Source organism: Bacillus cereus group sp. N6 (assembly GCF_016483705.1).
GTDB classification, from domain to species: Bacteria; Bacillota; Bacilli; order Bacillales; family Bacillaceae_G; genus Bacillus_A; species Bacillus_A wiedmannii.
In genome coordinates, this window is record NZ_JAEHBI010000004.1 from 101,323 (window position 1) to 125,767 (window position 24,445).

Genomic DNA, 24,445 nt, shown 5'->3' on the forward strand with positions numbered 1-24,445 from the left:
TTACGCCACTCCTAATTGAACATTATCTTTCTCAATTTGCTTCCAAATATCTTTGTTAATTTTCTTCGGAATCGTAATCGAATTAATAATGAAATCTTTTTGGTTTCGTTGCCAGTTCATCTGACCTTTTATACCAACCTTCATTATCATTCCTGCAACTAACCCCTCTTTTACCTGTTCATAATGGGACGGGAACAATGTTAAGCTACGTTCACCCTCTAATGTATCAACTCGTAAGAATGCCATGTTGTCGCCCTTCTTCGTGCGTATAACGCGTGCTTCTGTAAGAGCTACCATTGTAGTATGAGTGGCATCATCTAATCCTTCCCAATCTGTAGGTTCAGCTAATCGATCAAGAACATGACCACTAATATACAATCCAAGTACTTCGCGTTCTTTTTCAAACTTGATACGGTCTGTATACTTTGTAATCTGTTCAATTAGTTCTGTATCTGGTGCTTCACCACGAATATCATACATATGGGCTAAATATTCAAAGCGGTTATTACATAACCCTTCAGCTAAGGTGTCAAAAGCACCTGAGTAACATAATGATGCTATTGCTTTCTTATTGAAGTTCTTCTTAGGAATACGATTAATTACATCTTTTGCTGATGTAAATGGACCACCAACTGCAACAGAACCTACTACAATATCAAGATCAGGAGTAGCTTCAATTTCATCTGCTTCTTCTTGTGAGATTATAGTTTCTAATCCATCTGCATCACGAACAGCAGGAGCCATTCTTGGTTTTCGTTCTTCAAGAATCGCTTCTAGCGTTGCTTCTCCAAGGCCTTTAATAGCACCTAGTCCAAATCGAATTGCATTCTCACCATCAATCGTAAATCCAATTTCTGAACGATTAATATCTGGAGGTAATACTTCAATTCCCATATCTCGAATTACTTTTACTAATTTAACAACCTTATTTTCCTCTGTGTAGAATACTTGAAGTAATGCAGTCATGTACTCTAGAGGGTAATTAGCTTTAAGGTAAGCAGTTTGATAAGCGATATATGCGTAACATGCAGCATGAGAACGGTTAAATGCATAACCCGCGAACGGACGTATATCATCACAAATCTTTGTAGCTACCTGAGCTGGTACGTTATTCAGTGTTAATCGATTATGGAGTTCTTCTAATGCTGGCTCTAAGATTTCTATCTTTTTTTTGCCGACCGCCTTCCTAAGGACATCTGCCTCTCCTTTTGAATATCCTGCCATCTCAGTAGAAACCTGCATTACTTGTTCTTGGTAAATCATAATAGAGAACGTATTCCGCGTGATTTCATCAAAAGCAGGATGCACTTCAGGTACTTCTTCATGACCATTCGCCAATGCAGTATATTTAGGAATATAATCCATCGGACCCGGGCGATATAATGATACGCCTGCAATTAATGTTTCAAAATCTACCTTATTTAGACCCATAAACATTTTCTTCATTCCATCAGATTCAATCTGGAATATTCCATCCGTTTCTCCTCTTTGAATCATATCGAATGTTTTTTGGTCTTCTGGTATCAGATTATCTACATCAATTAAATAACCATATCGATCTTCAACCATTCTTCGGCAAAGTTCAACTACTGATAAGTTTTTAAGTCCTAAGAAGTCAAACTTAATATATCCCTTAGCTTCTAAAGTAGGGCCATCATATCCCGCAACACTTTCTCCGCCTTTTCCTCTTACAAGTGCTACTTCATTTGTAATTGGTTCAGCAGTAATAAGCATTCCGCAAGCATGAATTCCTTGAGTACGTGGCATACTTTCTACTTCTAAAGCTAATTCAAATAATCTTGGATACTTTTTAGCATAAGCCTTCACTTCTTTAATCTCTTCTAAAGCTTCAGAGATAGGCATTACTTTACCTTGATGAGAAGGAATATATTTGTTTACTTCATTGATTTCATTGTGGTCAATACCAAGTGCTCGACCAATATCTTTTAATGCTGACTTAGTAGACAAAGTACCAAACGTTGCAATCTGTGCTACTTTATCTGCACCATATTTCTTAGTTACGTATTCAATTACTTCATGTCGTCTTAAGTAATCGAAATCGGTATCTATATCTGGGAAACCAGGGCGTTCCGGATTAATGAAACGTTCAAATAATAGATTGTAACGAATCGGATCTAAGTTAGTAATACCTGTGACGTATGCTACAAGTGAACCTGCAGCTGAACCCCGACCAGGACCTACTAAAATATCATTACGTTTTGCAAAGTTAATATAATCCCAAACTATTAACATATAAGCACTGATGTTTTTGTTTTTAATTACTTCTAGCTCATAATCAAGTCTTCGTTTATATTTTCTATACATTTTGTAGAAGTTTTTCCCTACAAAGTTACCCTCTGCAATTTTCTCCATTAAGCCCTTATTTGAAATATGAGCTAAATAACTATCGAAATCGAAGTCATCTGGTACTTCAAACTCTGGATACTTAATGCTTGATTCATCTAAATCAACATGACAAGAATGAGCTATGTTATAAGCATTGATCAATGCTTCTTCAGGCATTCCCATCGCTAACATTTCTTCAGCAGAATAGAATACACAATGCTCATAAACGTCGATATCTGATTCATCTTCACCTTTACCTTTATTGATAGAGGTAATTGCTTTATGAACCGGACGATCTTCAGGACGTAACATATGTGCATCTGAAGTTGCTACTAAAGGAACGTCTAATTCTTTTGACCACTCTATCAAAACATTATTTACAAGAATTTGTTCCTGCATTGTGCTAGGCTGAATTTCAAGATAGAATTCATCAAAACATTTTTTGTAGAACTTAATGTGGTTCTTTGCAACACGGAATTTACCTCTACGAATTAATTGTGGAATTGTTCCACCAAGACAAGATGAAGTTGCAATAATTCCTTTACCATACTTCTTAATGTCACCATAATCGAATCGAGGTTTTCCGTAGAATCCTTCTACAGAACCAATCGTTGTTAATTTAATTAGGTTTTGATAACCTTCATTGTTTTTAGCAATCATAAGCAAGTGAGCTATTCTAGGAGACCATTCAAATAAACGCTTTTGTTTGTCATCTTGCTTTCCTGATAAATACCAACGAGTAGATTTTTTCAGTGCGTCAAACGCTACTGGATCCTTTTCATATAACTTCGCCAAGAACTCAATATGTTCAGGCTTCGTAGTTTTACCTTTAGTGAAAGAATCTCTTTGCTTCTTTTCAAAAGCTATATATTCTTCACTTTCTAATTTAGCCAGTTCTTCTTTTGTACGATACGCAACATCAGTGTAGTTGATTCTATCAAAATCTGCTTTTTTCCACTGTTTTCTAGGGGCGATGTATCCTTCCATTCCAAGAACCGGATGAATACCTGCTGCCTTGCATTTTTTGTAGAACTGAATATGTGCGAAACACGTACCATGATCACTTACACCAATTGAATCCATACCGAATTCTTGAGCTAATTTTATCATTGGATCAATACGACAGAATCCATCTAACAAACTACCTTCTGGTGTATGTAAATGTAAATGTGCGAAAGGTATCATTCTGTTATTCGTGAGTGTCATCGTCATTCTTCTTCGTCCTCGTCTTCATCTTCATCATCTTCTTCGTATTCATCAATACCATTAATATTTGCTACTATGCTATTGATATATGACACAACATTTGTTTCACTTTTGAACTTATAGAGACCACCTGGGTTTTCATTCATCTTGGTACAAATCCCATAATAGTTATACTCATTTTCTCGTGTCATATTTTCAAAGAGATAAATCGCGACTAATGCGCTTAATTCAACAAGACCGTCGTATTCGTAAACATACTCATCAGATGAATCAAGATACGCTGATGAAAACATATATGCTTGCTCTACTATGAAGAAGTCATGAAACTGTAAAGGCAGTGTAGAATTCCCATTGTGACGATACTTAAACATTTCTTCACGCTTAACTCTACCTTCAGCGGTTAATTCTTTCTTTTTCCTTAGATAAACAGTTAACACTTCGCACAATAAAGGAAAGTTATTAATCATTCTGTGATTGCTTATGTCATAACAAGATGAAGCTTCCCTTTTAAACAACTTAGGTACAACTATTTCCTTGCCAACATCTAAAACCTTCATAGAAGAGATGAGAACATCTTTACCTGCGTCTATTTGTGTTAATTGCTTAGTTGCTAATTGATTAATCCCATACAAAAGGGCTTGGATAAGAAACTTATCATCCATATACTTCTCTCCTTCCAGAAAAACTAGGGTAGAATTAACTACCCTATATTTTTCATTAGCATGGTATTAAACTAATCCAGCTACTACTTTACCTTCTACTACATTGAATGAAAGTTCGAAACCTTCTTCTTCAACTAAGTAAGAAGCAAGTGAAGTTAAGATGTAAGCCGTGTATTCATGAGCATATTCTACAGGCTCTGTAAAACCTAATTCATTCGCTTTTGCATAGAAAGCACTTGCGAATAAAACTTCATATACTTCAATTACTTGAGGATCTAAGCTGATTACTTCGCCAGCAGCATCGTCATTAATGATATCCTCAACGATTGTATTAAGAATGCCTTTGATTTTATCTTCAGTTGTTTTAGCAACTTGTTGCTCTTCTACTTGTCCTTTAATATGAGCAGAAAGGTCAAACGCTGGCTTAGATTCAGCTTGAGCTTTAATACCTTCTACAAGTTTTTTGTAATTAAGTTGCTCTTTAATAGAAGCAGTAACATCAACTTGTGGTTCTGCTTTAATGTAAGGAATAATTACTGGGTCAATCTCTGCTTTTGGAGCTTGTTGACGAATGAAGTTAGCAAGTTCTTGAGTAGAGAATTGAGAAACTGATTTTACAGCAGGTGTAGGTTCTGGTTTCGCTTCTTCATGAACAACTTCTTCTACTGAAGAGAATAATGTTTCAAGTAATGCCTCAACAATAAGACGAGGGCCTACTTCGTTAAGTGCTGCAACAATTTCTTCGCCTTGTGGGTGAACTTCCATTAATGCTTTGAAGTCTAATACTTCTTGTGGAGTTGCATGGATTAAAGACTTTGCTACTGATTCGATATATTCTTTAGTTAATGTTAATGTTTTCATAATTAAATTCCTCCTGAGTTATCTCTTAGTGTGTTTGAGTATTTGTTACGGGTTTTACATAGCGTTCGATACCTACAATGTCAAACACATGAAGCTCTACTCTAGTTGAGAAATGCTTAATAACGTTTAGGACGTCTTCTTGTGTTTTTAAAGTACTAGGATCTAAGATGTACTTGCTTCCTCCAATAAGGAAATCAGATACATCAGGAACAACTACATCTGGTACTACATCCGGAAGAATACCTTCTACCGGTTCTAATTCTTCAGTTGTCAACCTGTTCATCTCCCTCATGATTTGGTTTACTGTTTCTTGGTTTTTGTAGTCTTTTAGATTACCGACTGTATTTCTATTTTTGATGACTGTCTTTTATGAAGTAGTCGATAACCTAAATGGATGACAAAAACTTTATAGATGACATCTACCCAGATACTTATACTTTTGGTTAGCTGCCGAGTTGTAGTAGATCATAATATACCTACCCTACTGCCAAAGATAAGACTTCAACATGTAGGATAGGATAAATGTAATGACACTTTTACTTTTGTATAAGTACCTGAGAGATTATGAGTCACCGCCGTTTTTACATAAGGTTTCCCTTCATACGAACACAATGTTAATCCTGCCCAACATTGTATTGTCCGTAAGCTACGTTCTCGTAAGAACCAGGACTCCACCCGACCTTTCTCTGCAAGAGGTTGTCGTCACCCCTCTAAGACTCCTCTCCCGGACGTAAACAGCGGAAATTCCTTGACTAATGGAGAGTACGCTGATTTTATGCAGTGGCTCAGCTCACCTTACCTCTTATTTCAAGTCGATTGAAGGGCGTTCGACTGTTATTCTCTTTTCACTTGTACAAACAAAACCATTTAAAAATGAAAAGTCAATAGGTCAGGAGAAAATAGTATTCTTAAATTTTTTGGTAAATAAAAAAGACGCTATTCAGCGCCTTCTTCTGGTAGTATCTTAATCTCTCTAACTAGTACACGAAAAGGTTCATATCCGTGGGATACAATAATATCTGTGTCTGCTTTTGATTTGAATTTGCATTCTCTTTTTAAAGCAAATAGTTTTCCACTTGCAATTACAACGTCACCTTTCTTGGCTCCAAGTTTCCTCCATAAAACACCAGGTACTAGAATGAGTAATTCACCAAGACCATCTTCAATTGTTACATAGGAAAGATCGCCTTCTGTTTGGTCATTGTATTTATACATGTCAAAAACAAGTTTAATTTTCCCACCACAAACCACTTCTTGCCCGTCTTCTCCATCTTTCTGAAGAATGTAGGAGAATCCACTAATATGTGGTTGTATCTGTTTCATTAACTTAGCTGCTTCTTCATTTGTTAATTGCATGTATATTCGCCCCTTTCATATTTATCTAAGAGTTGGTTAACAAGCCCGTCTGTGATCTTATTATGCTCTCTTGGTATGTGCTTTAACTCTACATTAGGGATAGTATCTAGTTTACTAATTAAATCTAAAACATATTCTTTAAATACTCTTTGTTGTGGTAGCTTTTGTTGAATGTGTTGCACCATTGATGCACAATCAGTAAGAAATATTATTCTTTTAGCTGAAGCCCTATACTTCTCTACAAATAGTAATGCTTGAAGTAATCCATGATACTCAGCAAATGTAGAATTAATATCAATCTTTTCACCAGAAGGTAACTGAATGGAATCACCAATAAAAGAAGATTCATGTGTTAACATCTTCTGATCACCATAAATAGCAAATGCACTTGCAGCGATAGACTCTTGACTAACATCATGATTATTTCTTACACCACCATCAGTAAAAACAATAATAGTTTCATAATTCTTTCTGAATGCTTTTCTTGTTTTTAACTCTTCTAACAGAGCGCCTACATCATAGCCATTTTCTTTAAGTTCTTTCAATAGCGTATCTTGCTTTTTAGAAATTTCTTTTGCTTTGTCTTGCTCCCCGCGTTCCATGTGTTCTTCAAAAGAAAAAAACAGATGGCTAAAATCCTGAGCCATCTGCTGATTTGAATTAAGCAATAAATTCATCGATTACACTCTTCTTATTTAGGAACGTGCGAGTAGTACCTTGCTGTGTATCAAAAGTAACTGCAAAGTATTTTAAGCCGGGAAGCTCTTTGTTCTCTGTATTAGCTGTTAATAAGATATTGGCAAACTTAAATAGTTCAGTAGCAGCATTGATGTTTGTCATGATATTTTGTGGATGTGATACAGCTGCTTCATCACAACTTAATTCAGTTGGAAGCTTATCTCCACCTTCAAGAATCTCTGGAAACATTTCTGTAACTGTTGGTGTGCGGAACCAGTTGTTGTCTCCATATCCACCTTGGTTATAGATTTTCCCAGGAACGAAACCACAAACAACCTGACCGTTTAAGAATTCATTACCACTACTTAAAGAATAAATACCACGCATTTTCTTTTTCAAGCTTTGAACTGCTTCATGAATGAAGACACGAGTTTTGTTGTTATCCACGCAATCAACAAGAACTGGAATCTGAGTGTTAATGTCATTACAGCTAGCAATTACGATATCTTCTAACATCTTAGTAGAAGTAATGTATTGGTCTAGGAATTGAATATTTGTCTGGAAAGCAACTCCGTATCTAGTAGCTAATACTTCTGCTTTATTACTATCAAGATCTTTCTCAACAAAGTTTTGACGATTAAGATTAGAAAGTGATACTTCGTCAGCATCCACAACAATTAATTTGTGTTCTGGTAATCGCTCAATGCGACGTAGTTTATTGGTAATAGAAATTTGTCGTGCTAAGTTTGGAATAAAGTAACCACCTGTACCACCAGCGCCAACAACAACAAAAACTTTTGCCATTTGATAGCTAGTATTTAACGTAAAAGTTGGTTCTAAATTTAATTGGAATGCCATTATTTTTCTCCCTTCCTGTATAGCATAAAGTGTCGGGGCGTTAGCCCCGCACACATTTATTAAATTGCATTTTGTTTCATGCCATGAATGGTAGATTCAATTACTTGTGAATAACCATGTCGTTCATATTCCGAGCACAAATCGTAAATATTGTCTCGAATATCTAATTTATTTTTTTCATCAGCTAAGTTCATGAACTGAATCACTTCAGCACCTTCAAAACCTGAACCTGTAATTGTATGACCTGACATTAATCCCGAAGAAAGATCTTCTTCAAAAGCTGGGTTAAATGCATTCGGATCGTGTTCAAAATCCCATCCGATTTGGTCAAGTCCTCCATCGAAACGGGAGACATATCTATTGCTGCGGGGAAAAGTTCCTCGTCCGCCTATTGTAGGTAACGCTGGTACAATTCTTTTTGCAGTATGTTGACCCATCCATTCAGCAGGGTAGTCAAGTTTCTTGAATGGTCCTTTAAACATATGATGTTCTTGATTGATAGAAGTTACTGGTTCTAAAGTTTCATCTTCAAAAGTAATAACTTCTGTCGTAGTCGTCGTTGCCATTGGCCATTCAAATAATACATCCGGATTAATTTCAATTTTTGCATCACCACTTACATAACGGAACGCAAATTTTGGTTGTTGATTTGTGATGTAGCCCCATACTCCATAAAACTGTGTAGCATTTTCATTCGCATTATCAGTGCTACTAAAATAAGCGTTCATCGTATGGTGACTGTGTGTTTCGCAAAGAATGCAAAGATTAGTTCTTAACCAATCTACTACTGGATCTTTATGAAACTCAGAAAGACCACCTTGGTTTTCTTGACGTGGCACATAAACAACAAGTTGTCCTTCAGACATTAATCCCTTAACCGGTGAGTTATCAGAATACACATCAGGTAAACGTTTATTGTCTTTGTTCCAGAAGAACAATAATGATGCTTCTGTTTTATCTTTTTCATAAACATCTAAATAGAAGCTTAGTGCCATTTGTAAAAATTTAAATGGAATCTTTGGAACAAGAAGTTCTGGACCTTCTTCCATTGTCTTTAAACCTGGAATTGGTTTCTTGTATTCTTGAACCTTTACCTTAAAAATAGCAATTGGTGTTTTTTCAACACGGAATAATCCGTTTGCTGCAGTAACGTAATTAATCTTTTTCAAAGTGTCTGTGTTGTAATGGTCATTGTAAGCAAGATACCCTGTTACTTGACTCGCTAGTAGATTTGTAAGATTAAGTGTCATTATCTTTTCTCCCGTTCTTTTCTTTTTCTATCAAAGATAGTTTTATACACTAGTATAAATCAGAAAACAACAGATTCCCCTACTAACAATGGTAATACACTATAATCTAGGGGAATCTATTAATTTCTAATAAATTAACGTACATTCCATTAAAAACTAACGGAATATCCCCGGTAAATATGTTTTGATTGCAGTGTCTACGTCCATTGTCCCAGCTGGTTTTAACGAGTCAAACGGATAAGAGTATGCCTCCCCTGCTTCTTTAGCAGCTTTTAGCTTATTGGCTTCGTTTATCATGTGATAAATAGCCGATTCTGTATTTTCAGTGTTCCCATTAGGATGTGTCCATTCAAATGGTTTTACACGATTACCTGATAAATCATAGTTAAACGGCTGTGAAAAGAATCGAGCCGGAATACTTTGAATTGATTTAGGAACAGGTACCTCAGGTAGAGTTCTACCCCAACAAATACCATGACTCGTACCAATATTACAAAATGGTGCATGTAATACCTTGTCTTTTAATGACAGAAGTTCATGCTTTAGAACGTAAGTTATCGAGTGAGTTAATTTCTTTTTACCGTTCGGATCTGTCATTACCTCGAAAACCCACAACATAGGTGGAATTGGTAGAGTAACTTCAGTAGGTAACCCACTACTACGCCCAATATCAAATTTAACAACACGCTCTGTTGGTGGTGTCGTTAGCACATATCCTTCATAGTGATTTTTACGATAATACTTAACAACTCCCCATTGAGAAGGAAGCAACGGCGTTTCCATTGCTTGTTCTTTCATGAAGATTTGCTGAATTGTTTCGATGTTTGTATTTTTAATTGCTTTGATACCATCTTTGTTAACCGTCTCTACAGTTACTTTTTCTGGCTCTAAGACAATCGTAGTTTTTGGTGTAACCATATTTTCTCCTCCAAGTTATCCTGTGTAATGTTGCATTGTAAGAATAGCTCTTTGCCTTGACATCTCTCTGTGTCTGAAAGAATAAATCGTGTAGAGTCCAGCGTTCAATTGAAGGGCTTTAAAGATCTTATCAATATCAGTATTGATATAAATTTCACTTATTCCCTCTTCATTCATTCGAATGCCCGCATGATTGCCTGTGTTATCTTTAAGAATAAGATAACCATTTGGATGTCTACCCGTTTTCTTTAGAAGTTCTCTATTGAATGACAGATTGCTTTTCTCAAATTGATACTCAGCAGCATGAATAAACACTGGTCCTGTCTCCTTGTCTTCTTCATTCTCGAAATATGTAGAAGAAGCCATGAAATCGTCGATGATTTTCTTGTAATCCAATGTTTGATCTTCCTTGATAGTGTCAATAATAGACTTAAGAGTTTCATTTTCTTCTAATTGAATATCTTCCACTGGGTTATCTAAAGAATCCACTAGATTCTTACAGATTCCCATATCTTCCACTAATTCCTCAGGGATAAGTGCGAGGAAGTCTTCATAAGAAGCCTTAACAAAGATGTTGTTGTTGATAATGAATGGGTTTGCCCCTTCTAAACTACGCGGTGATTCATCGTCATAACCCGTGTATTGACCAACACCTAGATACTTTAACTCTTCCGTATCAGTTGGAAGTGTTTCAGAAATCATAATTGGCTTAGCTACATAACTAGAATCATCGCTTATATCATGCGACGAATAGATATGTACGGACGAACCAATATACATTAAGTCATCTAGTGTAGGTGTTTTAACAAATACCTGACGGTTATGTTTTTTACATAGTTCACGTAATTCATCATCCTCAATCAACGCAACCGGGATAACAATTTTGGAAAGAATCTCTTTAAGATGAATAATTCCAAAACGAATATGTTCTTCACGAAGAGATGCTTGAAGTCGCTCATCAAAAGCTTTAACTGCTTTGTTTAATGTTTCATAATCCTCACGAAGATCATCGATATATTTCTTTTCTGAATTCACCCTACTTATTAAATTACTAAAATACTGAAATTCAGTCGTAACTCCAACAGGCTTACCATTTCTGTCTTTTGGTAAGAATAGCGGCCCTATAGCTGGAATCTCATTCGTTCTAAAAACAAGACTTTTATCTTCCCCTGCTGTACATACATCACTAATTCGTGGATTGTAGTAATTAGCACGGAATCTCCTCCAGAAATCATAATTGTATGACTGAAGAAACGAGTCTCTAAAACGAGCCATGTTTTTATATTTATTGTAGGTCTCTATCATTTCTGATGTATTTTCATCCATTTTTAAAGTGAAGACATCACCATGAACTACATCACCATTAACTTGCTCATGAGCAATGTTGTAGTAATCCGAAAGACCTTGCATTATTTTATTTGTTACCTCAAAGAAAAACTGCTTCGATTGCTCCAAATCATTAGCAGGAAGTTGTTCCAGTTTTCCCTGAAGTTCTTCAATAATCTCATTAAACTCATTACCTCTCAGGTGTGATTTTAAAGTGAATAATATATTGAATATTCCTCGGCGAAATTGGACATCATTATTAATAATCATCCAAACTCTCCTTTCCCATTAAATATAATCAACATCGAAGGAGAAGACATTTGGCGTTTTATCAAGTTCGGATAAGTATCCACGATAATTCTTGTTATGTGCCTGTATGGTCTGATCCATGCTATTGATGGAGTTTGATGTTGTGTTATTTAAGATTGCTCCGAACTCTTCGAATGTTGATGGTGCCATTAAATTACTAACTACTGATGTGACTTCAGATGGCCAGAAGTTAGACTCTTGAACTACTTCAAAACTTTGCATAACCCTCATTGGTAAAGGCAGTAGGGGAGATACTTTATCTTCTGAAGTGGTTTCAGTTTCAACAACAGATTCAGCTTGAACAGTTAAAACAACTGGTTCTTCCATTCTGCAAACCTCTCAATCTATTAAATTCAAACAAAATATGAGGGAAACCAGTGTATTAAACTAGTTTCCCCTAGAAAATGATTTATTTCATTTGTTTTTAGTGGATAGAAGGAAAAAATGTTAGTTTCCCCTTAAATCTACTAAGCTACTTTAGCTAAACCAATAGCAAACTTACGGACAAACGGAACAACATTGCCTTTAGTTCCAGCTTTTGCAGTGAAAGTAACAACGTTTCCTTCGCGAGTAATAGTCGGATTCTTTAACTCTGGGAAGTTTTCAATCATAGCTGCTTCCAGTGCTTTCATATCAGTATCTGCTGGCACATCTAGCTTAGTGTCCGCATAGACAACCTCTAACATATCAGAACCTTTAGTTCCGGCCTTTGCAGTGAAAGTAATTGTGTTCCCTTCACGAGTTACCGTAGGGTTCTTTAATTCAGGGAAGTTCTCGATCATTGCAGCTTCTAAAGCCATCATGTCAGTATCCGCTGGAACTTCTAACTTCGTATCTGCATAGATAACATCAAGCATGTCGGAGCCTTTAGTTCCGGCTTTTGCAGTAAATGTTACTGTGTTCCCCTCACGAGTAATAGTTGGGTTTTTTAGTTCTGGAAAGTTCTCGATCATCGCTGCTTCTAATGCTTTCATGTCTGTGTTGGCTGGAACCTCCAATTTAGTATCTGCGTAAACTACATCTAACATTTCCATAGTATCTGCTCCTTTTGTACCTGCTTTAGCTGTAAAAGTAATCGTATTGCCTTCTCGCGTGATTGTCGGATTCTTCAATTCAGGAAAATTCTCAATCATAGCTGCTTCTAACGCCTTCATATCAGTGTTAGCTGGTACCTCTAATTTTGTATCTGCATAAATTACGTCTAACATGTTTGTCATTTAATTACTCCTTCATCGAAACCATTAGTTTTGGTTTTTTCAATAGTTTTTTTTGATTTTGATATTTTTTTGGGATTTTAGTAATGAACTAGACTCTAACTTTTTATCCCGAAATCCACTAGAATCTACTAAAACAGGTCAAAAAAAAGAGACCGCTGATGCGGTGAGCTTATTCCCACCCAATCAAAACAGGTCCTTTGAAATCTACCACTCCACTTAATAACTCTAAGTGTGGTGTTGTACATTGCGGACAAACACTAAAAATACCTTCATAGTCCGTATGCGATTGTGGCATACCCGCTACATTGGTGAACTCATCGATTAAAGCAAGTTCGTAATCGCACATAATACAACTAGAAATAGCTTTTGACCCTTCACCTTTTAGATGTTTTTTATAGTCCATTGGTATTAACATCAGTTCGTAACTCATTCAACTTATCCTCCCAATGATAAAGACCTGCTACAGAATCCTTATTTGTTACTGGCTTTAGTTCTGCATAGATAGTTATCAATTCTTCCCCTTCTAGACATACGAGAAAGTTTTTCTTTTCAACGTAGTAACCTCTAACGGAGATATATTCTTCTTTAAGTTTGGATGCAAATCCATTTTTATGACAATACAATGCAAAATAATGCTGTAAACGATTTTTAAACTTTGGTGCATTCGCCAAGAACACTTTATATTGTTCATAGTTGATGAATGATCCTTTACGTATCTTTATTGCATGTAATGTCGGATAACTAACAAGGTTGTTGATTATATCCTCAACCATACTAGTCTTAGAAATGGTTTGAAAGATTTCAGTTGAGTCGAGTTTATTAGTAAGTTGTTGCACAGGATCAACTCCCCTTTATGTTCAACTAGCTTCTTCATACTCGACTTGTGCTTCTGGTTTAGCGTACATCTTTAGTTGCTCTTGTTTTCTTACGTGTCGAGGAAGGAACATCTTCGCGCCGTTTAGACCATACGCAATCCTGTTCCAATCTGTCAAGATGGTTGTTTTGAGCAACTTTGGATTTTGAAGAATGACATTGTATGCTTCACGTAATGTTAAATCATCAAGCTCAATCCCTTGTTCTGTAAGGAAATCAATAGTGCTTCCACGTTGAGTTAATAAATCATCTAACCCATCGTCTGTTAACGCTAACAAAGCTTTGAACTCAGTAAAAGTAAAACGATCGCGTACAATGTGTTTAATTGTTGCTATCAAATCATACTTTGCTAATTTTTCTGCAACCTTTTCTCCTTCTGCGCTGTTTATTGTGTAAATAGTGATATTAAGGTTTTCCAAAAATACTTCCTCCTGATGTTTGCTTAATGTAGGTAACATAAGCACTTGATTTGAAAAATGCTAGTAATTTTATCAAAAGCACCACCACCTTTCATAAATATTTGCAAACATCAGGAAATGCAAAAAAAGTAGGGGCGTTAGCCCCCACCTGATTACGAAGAATCGTATCTCATTAAAAATTCCCACCTTTCAGATAAATGACATTATCGACATATTTCATTCATGTGGCATATGAAAATATATCCTAATTTGTCGAATAAATAATACATCAACAATGTTAATATGCTTTTTTTGGCTAAAATGACATTTTTGTCATCAAAAAACCGAGGAAAATAATCTCAAAAAAGGTTATTGCAATCGCTTTTTATCCCTTGTATGATGAAATTAAGGAAAATCAACAGTATTAAATCAAATTTGTCAATACCCATTCGACAAATTTTACATAGATTAACCTTAAAAACACAAAAAAAATAGGCCACGATGTTCGCGCATCGCAGCCTAGGACAAAAAACTAAAAAAACCAAGAACACATACAATTTCGTTTCGAGTCAAAATTGTAATGTAAAAAATAAAATTTCGATTTGTACTTATTGTATCATGAAAAACTATCATCTTCAATAGTACAAAATACGGTTCTTAACCTTTTTTAGTCTTTTGTCCTTAGTAAACTATCAAACTACTAATGGATCAGGAGGCTTTTTTCATGTCTAAAAAAAGAATCAACATAAAAGACGTAACAAACGAAGAGTTTTACAAATTACCTAAGGTACTTATCTGGAAGAAACAATACCGCGAGAACTTAAGTAGCGGTGCTAAATTACTATACATGTTAGTAAGAGATCGATTCAATCTATCTATATACACAACGCAAATGTCAGTAGCTAATGGAAGTGAAGCTCCTGCTTTTGTAGATGACAAAGGAGACATCTACTGTATTTTAGATAATCAAGAAATTGAATTCTCATTAAACATATCAAACAAAACTGTTACTAAGTTCATGGACGAGCTTATAGCTGAAGAACTAGTATCGACAGAAGCAGTAGATGGTGGCGCTAATAGAATCTACTTGAATGAACCAGATTCTAGTGGAGCGTCGTTAGCACATTTCCTAGGTGAAAAAGAATACTATAAACACGTTAAAATGCGTAAGAAAAAGAAGAAAGAACCATTAAAAACTCTAGAAGAGTGTATAGCTGCTGCTATGGATAAGTATGGTGTGAAAAAAGAGGGTAGTAAAAATTCCACCCCTGGGGACGGAGAAATTCCGGTACCTGGGGTAGGAGAAAATACACCCCCTAGTGAAGGAGAAATTCCACCCCCAGGGGATGCAGATATTCCAGCCCTAGGGGAGGAAAATGTACACACTAATGATCTTTATTCTAGTTATCCTTACCCTAGTGAGATTTATCCCAACGAGAAGGAACCCAACTTAAATAAGTCTTCTAAAGAAAATAGTGGAGATCCATTAGAAGACGAACAAGAAAACACTATCGTTTCTCGACGAACTAATTATGCCTTATTAGATTCTATTCTTGAACAAGTAGGAATATGTCCAGATTTAAAAGCACTTAACGTTGTAAAGAAGACACTTGCAGAAGCTGAAATTGTATCATTCCACAAGGTAGATGTATTAAATGCCATAGGTAGACATGCTATGAACATTAAAAAGTATGAATCTCAAGGCGAAGTAATTGAATACGAACCTGCATTTTTCGCTAATAATCTAGTAGACCGTATTAGAGAAAATGCTGCTAAACGTCAAAAGAAAGTGATTAGCTAGCTGTATAAGGCTAGCTTAAAACAAAACAGAAACTAGATTCCCCTAGAATAAATTAGAATGTAATAAAAAATCATAAAATGTCGTGGAATTCTACTATATTTTGTTGGTAATGTGTGCTAAAATGAATCTCGAACACATATAATAATAGTTTTTCGAGAGGAGTTTCGATTTATGACACAAAATTTAATTCTTGGAGTAGATGCAGGTCTAAACGCAGTTAAAATCGTTGGACCTAAAGGAGAAGGATCATTCCCTTCAATTACTATCCTTGAGCCACCAAAAATGATGAAATTCGGAAATGCATTAGGAATTCAAAACAGATTCGAGTTAACGATTAATGATGAAAGATATATTTTAGGAGACCATGCTAAGTTTATTGAAACATTCAATCCACTAGGCGTTGATAGCCATAGTAGCACTGGTTCTAAAAATGATGAAACTGCATTTATTCGCGCATTAGGTGGAATTTGCTTATACTTAGACAAATATGAGAAATTCGATGATGAAGATATTAATGTTTATCTAGCTTATGGAACACCACTAGTAAGCGCTTCTGAATCTGAAGAACTTGAAGAGATTGAAAAGAGATTTAAAAATAATGGTAACCCAATTGAAGTTGTATTCAATGACGTTCCTTTAAATATTCGTATTAAAGATATTATTGTATTACCAGAAGGTGCGGCTGCATTCTTCTCAAATGAATTCACATCTCAAAATGTTTATGTTGTTGATGCTGGTTCACAAACTATCAATCTTGCAGCATTCGTTAACGGTATTCTTGTACCGACAGCAGCAGATACTATCCATAATGGAGTAGAATTCTACAAAAATATGTATGGTAATAGAACAGCTGAAATGATTGCGAAGAAAGTTAAAGGTTCAATCGAAGCTTTAAAATGGCCAAAAGGTTCAACACTTCATGTTTGTGGTGGGTATTCAGAACAGTTAGCAGATGCATTCAATGAACTAAAAGACAACAACTACCAAATGGAAATCATGAAACCTGAGCTTGCATTATCAAGAAAGAGTAAGAGTCTAAAACCAATATACGCAAATGCGGCAGGACTATACTTTATTGCTAAAGAAGCCTTCGCTCCTGCGGTAAAAGGGTGATTTAATTGGCTAGAAACGAAGGTACTAATAAGCCTAAAAAGAAAAAACCGGCTAACCAACAACACAAAACGGTTTATTTCAATACTCTTAATGTGAATGATGCTAAGCTATATGATTATGCTCAGAGTGTTGGTGTTCGAAATTTTAGTGGATGGATTAAAAGTCTAATGTATCAAGAGATGGTTAGACGTAATGGTTTGCCACCTAATCCATATGAATATATTTCTGCGACAGTTGAACCCGAAGTACAACAAGTACAAACTATTCCTGTTCCAGTTAAACCTGCGAAAGTAGAAAAAGTTCAGAGTAGTTCTGAAGAAGTGAAGGTCTACGTAGGTGGAGAACCGGTAGAAGTACAAGAAGTAAAAAGAAACGTTGAAGAACCTGAAGAAGTAGAAGTAGAAGAGATCATTGAAGAAAAAAATGATGAGGTTCTAGAAGATACTGAAGAACAAGAGGAACAAGAAGAAGCTCCTCAAAATAGTGCTCGTTCAGCAGCAGCATCTGCTATGCTAGGCATGTACAAAAGACAATAAATAAAAGAAGTCTGGGAGAAATCCCAGGCTCTTTTTTTGTTACAAAATACTAGATTTCACTAGAAAACAGTGTATTCTAGGTTAATAAAGTGTAGCTTTCTAAAAGTAAAAAGGGGAGGGGTGTAAAAATTAACACCCCCTATATTAACGCTCAAATTTAAGAGCTACATCCATAACAGAACGATCTTCGGGTGTCATTTTCTCTAGTGCTTGTCTTGCTAGTGCGGGGTTTGCACTGTATAACTCATAAACCAACTTTTGTATTTTGTTTAAGTTGTTGAGTGTGTTCAGCTTCATCTTACATTGGACAACCATAACATACTTAGACTCTTTATTTGTGACAACTTTATTGCCTATTGTGAATTCAGTATTCAAGCCATTTTCGAAAGAAGCTAACTGTTCGAATCCTAATAATCCATTTTCAGCCAATGCATACATATCAACTTTGAAATTCCGTCCTGTGCCAACTACTTCTTTTTCAATAAATCTAGAAATATTTTTAGTCATCGCTGTAATTTCTAATCCGTCTTTTAAAGAATCCATGTAAATTGCCACTTCGTTTGTTCCAGCCTGCATGTTGTTAAAATTTTTCATATTTATTTCCTCCTGTTGGGTGTATCTCATCATGGTGGGTATATATCTGTATGTTATGAGTACGAAATTATAATATATTTAACTAATAATTAGTGGAAAAACGTCCAATATCATATAATCCACTAAAAAGAATGCAAAAGTCCTAACTTTCCCTAGTTTAACTTGGATGACCTATATAATGGTCCCGACTGGCTTGTTACCAGTTCTCTATATGTGTTACTTTATATTCCCTATTTAATTGTTAACGTACTAGTTTAATTGTTTTATATAACGATAAATCTATTATTAGTATTATTTATAGTATTAGCCGATAAGTGCGAACAGTTCGTTGCTTAAAGAAGTTAGCTTATTGTATTCACCAATTACAGCATCTTCAATTATTCTTCTTGCTTCCGCATTGACAGGATTAGCTAAATCTTTGAATCTACCATCGCCCATTTTCTTAGAAGGCATAGCAACCATTAGTTTTCCGCTTCTGTTTTCTACAATCCTAATATCATTAAGAGCCAACATACCATTTACTACAATATTACAAATCGCTTTCATACCATTACCATCTTTAATTTTCATCTTTACATCAGTAACAACTAATCCATATTCCATTATTAACATCTCCTTTTAAATTCTCTCTCTGTATCTTAAAAGTCCAAGTTTGTGTATTGCATCCACATTTTGTCCCGTTTTTATATTTATGCCCTAATTTGTATGTATAAGTAATAACAAAAAAAGACCACCTTTCCCTTAGGTGATCTTCTCCTTTATTGCATCAACTCCGTCATTGATTATAATTGCTTTTTTATTGAATCAGATAACACTTGCACTTTGATATCTTGTGCTAATTCTGATGCTTTTGTAGCATTAGCATCCGGAGTTTGTGTAGTAGCTTGTTCTACTAATTGCTCTGTTTTTTCTGCTGAAGTTGCTTCAACACCAGCATTTACGCCACTACGTAGTTCTTCAATAATTTGACCTAATGGTCGAGGCGTTGCTTCAGTTGGTTTAGGAATATCAACTATACCTTCAGACGCAGCAGGTACAACCACAGCAATGTTATTTTTATCAGCAATTTGTTTTGCAATTTGTTCAGTAAGATTTACTGGTGTTTCTGTTGCAACTGTTTTTATTCCATCAATTTGATTCTTTATATCTTCAGCTAAAGATGGAGCAGGGGAGCTGATTACCACTACCGGTGCTTCTTCATCACTGTTTTCTTGATTAGCTCGTTGAATTTGAGAAGCAATGCTTGCGGATAAGACTGTAGCTTCTGCTGCTTGTTCAGAAGTAAGTTCATCACGAACATCACGCTCTTCATATTCTTCTTGTTCTTCTTCATCATGATCTTCGAATTCATCATCATGTTCTTCATCACATATTTCTTCAATACGTCCATTAATTAATGCGAAGATTTCATTGAACTGTTCTTCAATATGAATAACGAGATCAGATTTGATATCACCGATCTTTTCCTTTAATTCTTCTAATTGTTCTTTCTCATTTAGTTCTACCATTAATAATCCCTCCGGAAGTGTAATTTTAGCTTTTCAAACATAACGGTTTGAGTACAAAAGTCAATACAAGTTAACTAATAAGTACTCTATGAAAAAAATAATAGTGTTTTACAAGAAACTTAGATTCGACATATGACCGAACAAATGTCTTCTCCCCAAAACAATAAGTCTAGGACACATTCCTAAGATAATTTAAGAAGTGTCGTAACATGGTGACAGGTTTAGTTTTCTGCAAACGCAATTGCTATTTAAATAAAACAATAACAATAGAAATTGAGTTCATAGAAAACAAAAAGGGTAGGGGCGATAGCCCCTACATGAGTTAATTATTGTTGATTTTGATTGCCTTTGTTTCCTTGGTTTCCATGATTCCCGTTGTTACCATGATTTCCGTGATTCCCTTTGTTAGAACCTTCTTCAACATTAGGGATAGTAGTATCTACTTTAGAAACATCAGCAGGTTTTTGTTTGTCTAAATGCTTAGCTGTTTCTACTGCTGCAGGTACAATTTTGTCATACTCAGCATTTGCTTTATCTAGTTCAGATTGTAATTTAGCTTTTTCACCTTTTAATACTTCTTTATCTTCATTTGCAGTCTTAAGAAGGGAAGTAGTAGTATCTAATTCAGCAATTTTGTTATTTAATGCGTCGATCTTTTCAGCAAGTGCTTGTTTAGTTGTTTGAAGTTCACCTTTTGTATTAGCAAGTTCAGCTTCATTAGAGTTTAATTCAGCATTAACTGCTTCTAGATCCTTAGTTAGTTTTGCAACTTGTCCTTCAATTGTAGCTTTTTGTTCTTCTAAGTTTTTAATGTCTGCATTTCTTTCAGCGATTACATCATTTGCATGATTGATTTTGTCTGATGCAGCAAACTTAAGACCTTCAATTTTATCAAGTAAGTAATTTTCGTTACTTTCATACGTATCAACTTTTTCAACAAGTGATGATAGGGCAGGTAGTACATATTTAGATACACCAGTTCCTTTGTAATAGCCAAGTGAACTTGCAGCTGCTCCGATTGCTCCTACAGATAATGCTCCAACCATTGTGAATGCTACGATTTTCTTTTTCATAATAAATTCCTCCAATAATATAAGTTTAGTTTTTGTAATGCAAAAAACCACGAACCTATTTGGCCGTGGTTTAATATATTCATTAGAATATTAGTTTTCAATAGATAAAGATTAGCAATAAGCTCCAGATCGTACTTTCTTTTTCTTAGAAGGTAGTCCATCCGTTTTTCTAGGCTTATTTTTATTTGTTGGTTCACCTACACGCTTTTTCTTTTTCATATGTATCCCCCTAGTTTTCTTTACTAAGAGTATATGAGAATGTGTCCCAGGATATGCTTCTAATGTAAAGCAACTAACCGTATATTGCTAGAATGCTTACGAATGAATTCATCTAGCTCACCAAGACTTTTGAAAACCTCATTGTATTCAAAGCCATTGTCGATATTCTCAAGTTTGATATGAAGAAAGTCATTCGTTACTTTGTAAACCAACTTTCCAAGGATACCAGTGTCAACTACAACTAAGTCTCCAAGTGCAACATGTTCACTATGGGTCACCACAGCTCACCTCGATTCTATGTATTGTTTGATTAATAGATTTGTTAGCCAATATAAACACCCCCAAACATTTGATAATTCTTTGATAAATTAAACAACCCTAACCAAAATGGAAGGGGAGGAGGTATGAGAATCTAATAGTATTCGTTAGATTCCCCTAGAATATAATCTTTCTAGGTTAATATGTTACTTTGTAGTTCATTCCCCTAGAATGTAAGTTTTTATTGTTCGATCTTTTCAATGGACATTCCAGGAATAGATATGTTCCCGCCCATTGTAGATTTGTAAGTTAATATACCAGTAGATGTTCCCATAACTGTAATTACATCATTCTCTAAAACTCTTGATTGAACAATTGAAGTATCGAACTCACCAAATAAGATAGTGTCATAGTTACTTCCAACAGCTAATCTAATTTGAGTTTTGCCTGTACCTTCCATAACTTGAACTACTTTACCTTTAAGTTTAACTTTCTCTCCTTTGAATTGGTCAGGAGTTCTTGCTAATTGGTCGTAAGTAATTCCAGTATCATAACCTTTCTTAGCTTTTTCCTCAGCTACTCTTTTAGCTTCAGCATCTGCTCGTGCTTTTTCCTCAGCTTTAGCTTTTTCTTCAGCTTCTTTTTGAGCCTTAGCTTCAGCTTCTTTTCGTTTTCCTTCTTCAATCTTAGCTTGACGTTCTTGTTCAGCTAATGCGAAGTAGGGCTTTGCTTCATCAACTTTAGCTTGTAGTTCTTTATTTTCTTTAGAAAGCTTATCCGATTGAGCTAATAGTTCTTTATTTTTATCTAATACTGAATTGTATTCTGTAGTGGATGTACCACCAGTTGTGCTACCAATGTATAATGCTATAATTGCGACTAATATATATTTCCAATATCTTTTACTAAGATCAGTTACTTTTTTCATGTTTAAATCCCTCCAATTTTGAAATCAATATAAAAACCATGTATCGTCTCCCCGCATGGGTAGGTGTAGTCAACCGTATATATGGCTGAGAAAGAGTTACGACACATGGTTAATAACCTATTAAAATGGTAAATTGTCCTCATCTATAGGGGTAGGAGCCCCTACATTATAAAACTCAACTGGTTCTGGTTTAGCTAATTTTAAGAAAGAAGGAATGTCTTCTTCATTAAAATAGTCTGGAAGCGAAGTTCGGTGTAATTGATAACCAGCTTTAAGTTTTCTAATAAACTTCTTATTAAGATAACGATACTTGTCTTGATCACTAGTAAGCGTAAATAGATTGCGTAGTTCTAATTCAAACTTTCGCTTATCACGTAATTCTTGTTCTTTGGACTTAGTTTCTTCGTATTCTACATACGTCATGATTAATTCGTAAGGAGAGTACACACATTTCTTTAACACTTCAAGATATTCTAAGCCATGTTCATCTAAGAAAGCAGGGAAGTTATTACCCATATTCAGATGCTTGTAAAACTTGCCGAAGAAACCATGTGGAAATGCGGTTGCAAACATCACATCATAAAGAGAATTGTTAGTAATGAATGTGTAAATAGGTCGGAATAAGTCAGAGTAAGGGAAACTCATTTTGAATTCTCCGAAGTATGATACATTATCATTAACAAACAGATTGTGACGATACATCTTCTCATTAGCTAAAACGCTGTGTAGTTCATGAGATACAAATTCTTTTCGAGATACATTTCCATCTGCAGCTTCTGTATATGCCTCAAGATAAACAAGAACCATGTTGTACAGATAGCTTCTAAGAGCGAAGTCATATTTAAATTTCTCAACAGTAGTTACATATTCTATTAGTTCTTCAGGAGTATTTCCTTTTTGTTTGAATACCCATGTTAATATATTGAAGGAAGTATACTGGATTGAAAAACCATAACGTTTCTTGAAATAGAATAGACGAACCAATGTGCTCTTAGGTGTGATTGGACACACTACAGACAATCGTTTTTTCTTAATGTCCTCAATAGCAAACTTCGCCGCATAAACCTCTGTACCTCCAAAATTAAAGAAGTGTCTAATTGAGATATCAAAATCCATAATCCGTTCAATATCACGACATAGTATTAATTCGATTCTAGTCATCTTATCGATACCTACTTCAAAGATATACGGAACGGAAATGAATTCATATGTATAGTTTCTTTCAAACTTCTTAATGTTGAAAGTAGGGCAAGAGAATGGGCTACCACTAGCTATTTTTAATTCTTCCCGTATTTCTTCAATAAATGCTTCAACATCTAATCCTCTGAAAGCTGATACAGGAACTTCCATGAACACATCAATATCTTTAGACTTATATTTATTCTCAGTCACGAGATAAGATTCTTCATTATTTAATTCTGGTATATTCTTCATATATGAATCTGAAAGAAAACCACCAGCAATCGAATGTTTCATTTCATGTGCCATTTCAATACGTTCGTTACGTACTAGAAATTGATTCAAACGTTTTTTAAAATAAGCCACAAATTCATTTGTTTTAGCTAAGGTAGATTTTTCTGTCCAGTTAATTTCAACCTGTTCTAAATCATATTTCTCAACTAATGGATCAACAATTGTTTCAACGGTGTTTTCAATTGTGTTTGGTGTTATTAATCCAAATGGTAATGCTTCAATTACTGTGCTCATATTTATCTCTCCTTAGTAAATAGAATAAAAATCAAAAAAGGGGAGGGCGTTAGCCCTCCTTGAGTTATAAATCATAATTACATTCATATCCAACCGTGTACCGATCAACTAATACCATCACTAAACGGGTCTTTTGTTTAATACTTAGTGTTTTGGTTCTAGCTACTGTAATCAATATATCTCGTGCTAAGCACTCATGTTTATCTGATTCATCAACTGGATTATCCTTAAAAGATTGGATAACATCATCAATAACCTTTTGGTCTGGAACATTTACAGTATATTTAGTAACTGCTTCTTGTATGGAGAACATTTCTCGCATAGCTGCTTCATAGCAATCATCTGCTAAATCACCCATAGGTTATTAACCTCCTAAGTTAACCATCGCACGATCTACTACATCAGTGCGGATTAATTTCTCTTCTATAAGTAGTTTCATATTGTTTTCAA

Annotated in this window: 26 protein-coding genes; 3 read left to right on the plus strand and 23 right to left on the minus strand. The window is 35.2% G+C overall.

Annotated elements, in window-relative coordinates; all coding sequences use genetic code 11:
- From JDS99_RS05420 to JDS99_RS05490, 15 genes are all read right to left on the minus strand, one after another.
- Window positions 1-3,558 carry a DNA polymerase III subunit alpha gene (locus tag JDS99_RS05420; RefSeq protein WP_242475662.1) on the minus strand — a complete coding sequence of 1,186 codons (3,558 nt, stop codon included), beginning with the start codon at window positions 3,556-3,558 and terminating at the stop codon, window positions 1-3.
- Complete coding sequence (locus JDS99_RS05425; protein WP_199694697.1) at window positions 3,555-4,214, minus strand: hypothetical protein; 660 nt, start codon at window positions 4,212-4,214, stop codon at window positions 3,555-3,557. The genes JDS99_RS05420 and JDS99_RS05425 overlap by 4 nt, the downstream gene beginning before the upstream one ends.
- Window positions 4,215-4,280: 66 nt before the next feature.
- Window positions 4,281-5,075, minus strand: coding sequence for a hypothetical protein (locus tag JDS99_RS05430; protein ID WP_199694698.1), 795 nt, complete (start codon window positions 5,073-5,075; stop codon window positions 4,281-4,283).
- A 25-nt stretch (window positions 5,076-5,100) separates the two neighbouring features.
- Window positions 5,101-5,358 carry a hypothetical protein gene (locus JDS99_RS05435; RefSeq protein ID WP_232357389.1) on the minus strand — a complete coding sequence of 86 codons (258 nt, stop codon included), beginning with the start codon at window positions 5,356-5,358 and terminating at the stop codon, window positions 5,101-5,103.
- 653 nt (window positions 5,359-6,011) lie between these two features.
- The gene (locus JDS99_RS05440; protein WP_199694699.1) at window positions 6,012-6,431 is read right to left on the minus strand and encodes a DNA-binding protein; all 420 of its coding nucleotides are present in this window, start codon (window positions 6,429-6,431) and stop codon (window positions 6,012-6,014) included.
- On the minus strand, window positions 6,422-7,108 hold the full coding sequence (locus JDS99_RS05445) for a reverse transcriptase-like protein (protein WP_242475663.1): 687 nt from the start codon (window positions 7,106-7,108) through the stop codon (window positions 6,422-6,424). The genes JDS99_RS05440 and JDS99_RS05445 overlap by 10 nt, the downstream gene beginning before the upstream one ends.
- Window positions 7,092-7,967 (minus strand): ThiF family adenylyltransferase, encoded by an 876-nt coding sequence (locus tag JDS99_RS05450; protein ID WP_199694700.1) that lies wholly within the window; start codon window positions 7,965-7,967, stop codon window positions 7,092-7,094. Before JDS99_RS05450 ends, JDS99_RS05445 begins: the two co-directional genes overlap by 17 nt.
- 59 nt (window positions 7,968-8,026) lie before the next feature.
- A complete protein-coding gene (locus JDS99_RS05455) occupies window positions 8,027-9,217 on the minus strand; it encodes a Mov34/MPN/PAD-1 family protein (RefSeq protein ID WP_199694701.1) in 1,191 nt (396 codons plus the stop codon).
- 156 nt (window positions 9,218-9,373) lie between these two features.
- Window positions 9,374-10,135 (minus strand): hypothetical protein, encoded by a 762-nt coding sequence (locus JDS99_RS05460; RefSeq protein WP_199694702.1) that lies wholly within the window; start codon window positions 10,133-10,135, stop codon window positions 9,374-9,376.
- Window positions 10,136-10,150: 15 nt separating this feature from the next.
- Entirely contained in the window at window positions 10,151-11,731 is a 1,581-nt protein-coding gene (locus tag JDS99_RS05465; RefSeq protein WP_199694703.1) for a hypothetical protein, read from the minus strand.
- 18 nt (window positions 11,732-11,749) lie between these two features.
- Window positions 11,750-12,097 carry a hypothetical protein gene (locus JDS99_RS05470; RefSeq protein WP_085782785.1) on the minus strand — a complete coding sequence of 116 codons (348 nt, stop codon included), beginning with the start codon at window positions 12,095-12,097 and terminating at the stop codon, window positions 11,750-11,752.
- Window positions 12,098-12,237: 140 nt separating this feature from the next.
- Window positions 12,238-12,987 (minus strand): hypothetical protein, encoded by a 750-nt coding sequence (locus JDS99_RS05475; RefSeq protein ID WP_199694704.1) that lies wholly within the window; start codon window positions 12,985-12,987, stop codon window positions 12,238-12,240.
- A 169-nt stretch (window positions 12,988-13,156) separates the two neighbouring features.
- Window positions 13,157-13,417, minus strand: coding sequence for a hypothetical protein (locus JDS99_RS05480; RefSeq protein WP_199694705.1), 261 nt, complete (start codon window positions 13,415-13,417; stop codon window positions 13,157-13,159).
- Window positions 13,380-13,823 (minus strand): hypothetical protein, encoded by a 444-nt coding sequence (locus tag JDS99_RS05485; RefSeq protein WP_139888858.1) that lies wholly within the window; start codon window positions 13,821-13,823, stop codon window positions 13,380-13,382. Before JDS99_RS05485 ends, JDS99_RS05480 begins: the two co-directional genes overlap by 38 nt.
- A 21-nt stretch (window positions 13,824-13,844) precedes the next feature.
- A complete protein-coding gene (locus JDS99_RS05490) occupies window positions 13,845-14,279 on the minus strand; it encodes an ArsC/Spx/MgsR family protein (RefSeq protein ID WP_085782789.1) in 435 nt (144 codons plus the stop codon).
- Between the two features lie 703 nt (window positions 14,280-14,982).
- Here JDS99_RS05490 and JDS99_RS05495 point away from each other — a divergent pair.
- From JDS99_RS05495 to JDS99_RS05505, 3 genes are all read left to right on the plus strand, one after another.
- Window positions 14,983-16,059, plus strand: a complete 1,077-nt coding sequence (locus tag JDS99_RS05495; RefSeq protein ID WP_242475665.1) for a replication initiator protein A — start codon at window positions 14,983-14,985, stop codon at window positions 16,057-16,059.
- A 171-nt stretch (window positions 16,060-16,230) separates the two neighbouring features.
- On the plus strand, window positions 16,231-17,172 hold the full coding sequence (locus tag JDS99_RS05500) for a ParM/StbA family protein (RefSeq protein WP_085782790.1): 942 nt from the start codon (window positions 16,231-16,233) through the stop codon (window positions 17,170-17,172).
- A gap of 5 nt (window positions 17,173-17,177) precedes the next feature.
- Window positions 17,178-17,708 (plus strand): hypothetical protein, encoded by a 531-nt coding sequence (locus JDS99_RS05505; RefSeq protein WP_199694706.1) that lies wholly within the window; start codon window positions 17,178-17,180, stop codon window positions 17,706-17,708.
- A gap of 144 nt (window positions 17,709-17,852) precedes the next feature.
- Here JDS99_RS05505 and JDS99_RS05510 read toward each other — a convergent pair whose 3' ends face one another.
- The 8 genes from JDS99_RS05510 to JDS99_RS05545 form a co-directional block, all read right to left on the minus strand.
- Window positions 17,853-18,302, minus strand: a complete 450-nt coding sequence (locus tag JDS99_RS05510; protein WP_199694707.1) for a hypothetical protein — start codon at window positions 18,300-18,302, stop codon at window positions 17,853-17,855.
- A gap of 303 nt (window positions 18,303-18,605) precedes the next feature.
- The gene (locus JDS99_RS05515) at window positions 18,606-18,905 is read right to left on the minus strand and encodes a SpoVG family protein (protein ID WP_199694708.1); all 300 of its coding nucleotides are present in this window, start codon (window positions 18,903-18,905) and stop codon (window positions 18,606-18,608) included.
- 179 nt (window positions 18,906-19,084) lie between these two features.
- Window positions 19,085-19,810 (minus strand): hypothetical protein, encoded by a 726-nt coding sequence (locus JDS99_RS05520; protein WP_199694709.1) that lies wholly within the window; start codon window positions 19,808-19,810, stop codon window positions 19,085-19,087.
- 326 nt (window positions 19,811-20,136) lie between these two features.
- The gene (locus JDS99_RS05525) at window positions 20,137-20,883 is read right to left on the minus strand and encodes a coiled-coil domain-containing protein (protein ID WP_199694710.1); all 747 of its coding nucleotides are present in this window, start codon (window positions 20,881-20,883) and stop codon (window positions 20,137-20,139) included.
- A gap of 278 nt (window positions 20,884-21,161) precedes the next feature.
- Window positions 21,162-21,380 carry a hypothetical protein gene (locus tag JDS99_RS05530; RefSeq protein WP_199694711.1) on the minus strand — a complete coding sequence of 73 codons (219 nt, stop codon included), beginning with the start codon at window positions 21,378-21,380 and terminating at the stop codon, window positions 21,162-21,164.
- A 221-nt stretch (window positions 21,381-21,601) separates the two neighbouring features.
- The gene (locus JDS99_RS05535) at window positions 21,602-22,288 is read right to left on the minus strand and encodes a toxin regulator (RefSeq protein WP_199694712.1); all 687 of its coding nucleotides are present in this window, start codon (window positions 22,286-22,288) and stop codon (window positions 21,602-21,604) included.
- Window positions 22,289-22,408: 120 nt separating this feature from the next.
- Window positions 22,409-23,995, minus strand: a complete 1,587-nt coding sequence (locus tag JDS99_RS05540) for a hypothetical protein (RefSeq protein ID WP_199694713.1) — start codon at window positions 23,993-23,995, stop codon at window positions 22,409-22,411.
- 64 nt (window positions 23,996-24,059) lie between these two features.
- Window positions 24,060-24,353 (minus strand): hypothetical protein, encoded by a 294-nt coding sequence (locus JDS99_RS05545; RefSeq protein WP_085782797.1) that lies wholly within the window; start codon window positions 24,351-24,353, stop codon window positions 24,060-24,062.
- Window positions 24,354-24,445: the final 92 nt, after the last annotated feature.

What these genes read in the sequence shown, in the direction of transcription:
- JDS99_RS05440 (WP_199694699.1), bottom strand. Translation starts at nt 6,431, where the DNA reads ATGCAATTAACAAATGAAGAAGCAGCTAAGTTAATGAAACAGATACAA.
- JDS99_RS05520 (WP_199694709.1), bottom strand. Translation starts at nt 19,810, where the DNA reads ATGGTAGAACTAAATGAGAAAGAACAATTAGAAGAATTAAAGGAAAAG.
- JDS99_RS05500 (WP_085782790.1), top strand. Translation starts at nt 16,231, where the DNA reads ATGACACAAAATTTAATTCTTGGAGTAGATGCAGGTCTAAACGCAGTT.
- JDS99_RS05495 (WP_242475665.1), top strand. Translation starts at nt 14,983, where the DNA reads ATGTCTAAAAAAAGAATCAACATAAAAGACGTAACAAACGAAGAGTTT.
- JDS99_RS05445 (WP_242475663.1), bottom strand. Translation starts at nt 7,108, where the DNA reads ATGAATTTATTGCTTAATTCAAATCAGCAGATGGCTCAGGATTTTAGC.
- JDS99_RS05470 (WP_085782785.1), bottom strand. Translation starts at nt 12,097, where the DNA reads ATGGAAGAACCAGTTGTTTTAACTGTTCAAGCTGAATCTGTTGTTGAA.
- JDS99_RS05435 (WP_232357389.1), bottom strand. Translation starts at nt 5,358, where the DNA reads ATGAACAGGTTGACAACTGAAGAATTAGAACCGGTAGAAGGTATTCTT.
- JDS99_RS05540 (WP_199694713.1), bottom strand. Translation starts at nt 23,995, where the DNA reads ATGAGCACAGTAATTGAAGCATTACCATTTGGATTAATAACACCAAAC.
- JDS99_RS05425 (WP_199694697.1), bottom strand. Translation starts at nt 4,214, where the DNA reads ATGGATGATAAGTTTCTTATCCAAGCCCTTTTGTATGGGATTAATCAA.
- JDS99_RS05525 (WP_199694710.1), bottom strand. Translation starts at nt 20,883, where the DNA reads ATGAAAAAGAAAATCGTAGCATTCACAATGGTTGGAGCATTATCTGTA.
- JDS99_RS05545 (WP_085782797.1), bottom strand. Translation starts at nt 24,353, where the DNA reads ATGGGTGATTTAGCAGATGATTGCTATGAAGCAGCTATGCGAGAAATG.
- JDS99_RS05515 (WP_199694708.1), bottom strand. Translation starts at nt 18,905, where the DNA reads ATGGAATATGGATTAGTTGTTACTGATGTAAAGATGAAAATTAAAGAT.
- JDS99_RS05480 (WP_199694705.1), bottom strand. Translation starts at nt 13,417, where the DNA reads ATGAGTTACGAACTGATGTTAATACCAATGGACTATAAAAAACATCTA.
- JDS99_RS05535 (WP_199694712.1), bottom strand. Translation starts at nt 22,288, where the DNA reads ATGAAAAAAGTAACTGATCTTAGTAAAAGATATTGGAAATATATATTA.
- JDS99_RS05460 (WP_199694702.1), bottom strand. Translation starts at nt 10,135, where the DNA reads ATGGTTACACCAAAAACTACGATTGTCTTAGAGCCAGAAAAAGTAACT.
- JDS99_RS05475 (WP_199694704.1), bottom strand. Translation starts at nt 12,987, where the DNA reads ATGACAAACATGTTAGACGTAATTTATGCAGATACAAAATTAGAGGTA.
- JDS99_RS05450 (WP_199694700.1), bottom strand. Translation starts at nt 7,967, where the DNA reads ATGGCATTCCAATTAAATTTAGAACCAACTTTTACGTTAAATACTAGC.
- JDS99_RS05430 (WP_199694698.1), bottom strand. Translation starts at nt 5,075, where the DNA reads ATGAAAACATTAACATTAACTAAAGAATATATCGAATCAGTAGCAAAG.
- JDS99_RS05510 (WP_199694707.1), bottom strand. Translation starts at nt 18,302, where the DNA reads ATGAAAAATTTTAACAACATGCAGGCTGGAACAAACGAAGTGGCAATT.
- JDS99_RS05465 (WP_199694703.1), bottom strand. Translation starts at nt 11,731, where the DNA reads ATGATTATTAATAATGATGTCCAATTTCGCCGAGGAATATTCAATATA.
- JDS99_RS05420 (WP_242475662.1), bottom strand. Translation starts at nt 3,558, where the DNA reads ATGACGATGACACTCACGAATAACAGAATGATACCTTTCGCACATTTA.
- JDS99_RS05455 (WP_199694701.1), bottom strand. Translation starts at nt 9,217, where the DNA reads ATGACACTTAATCTTACAAATCTACTAGCGAGTCAAGTAACAGGGTAT.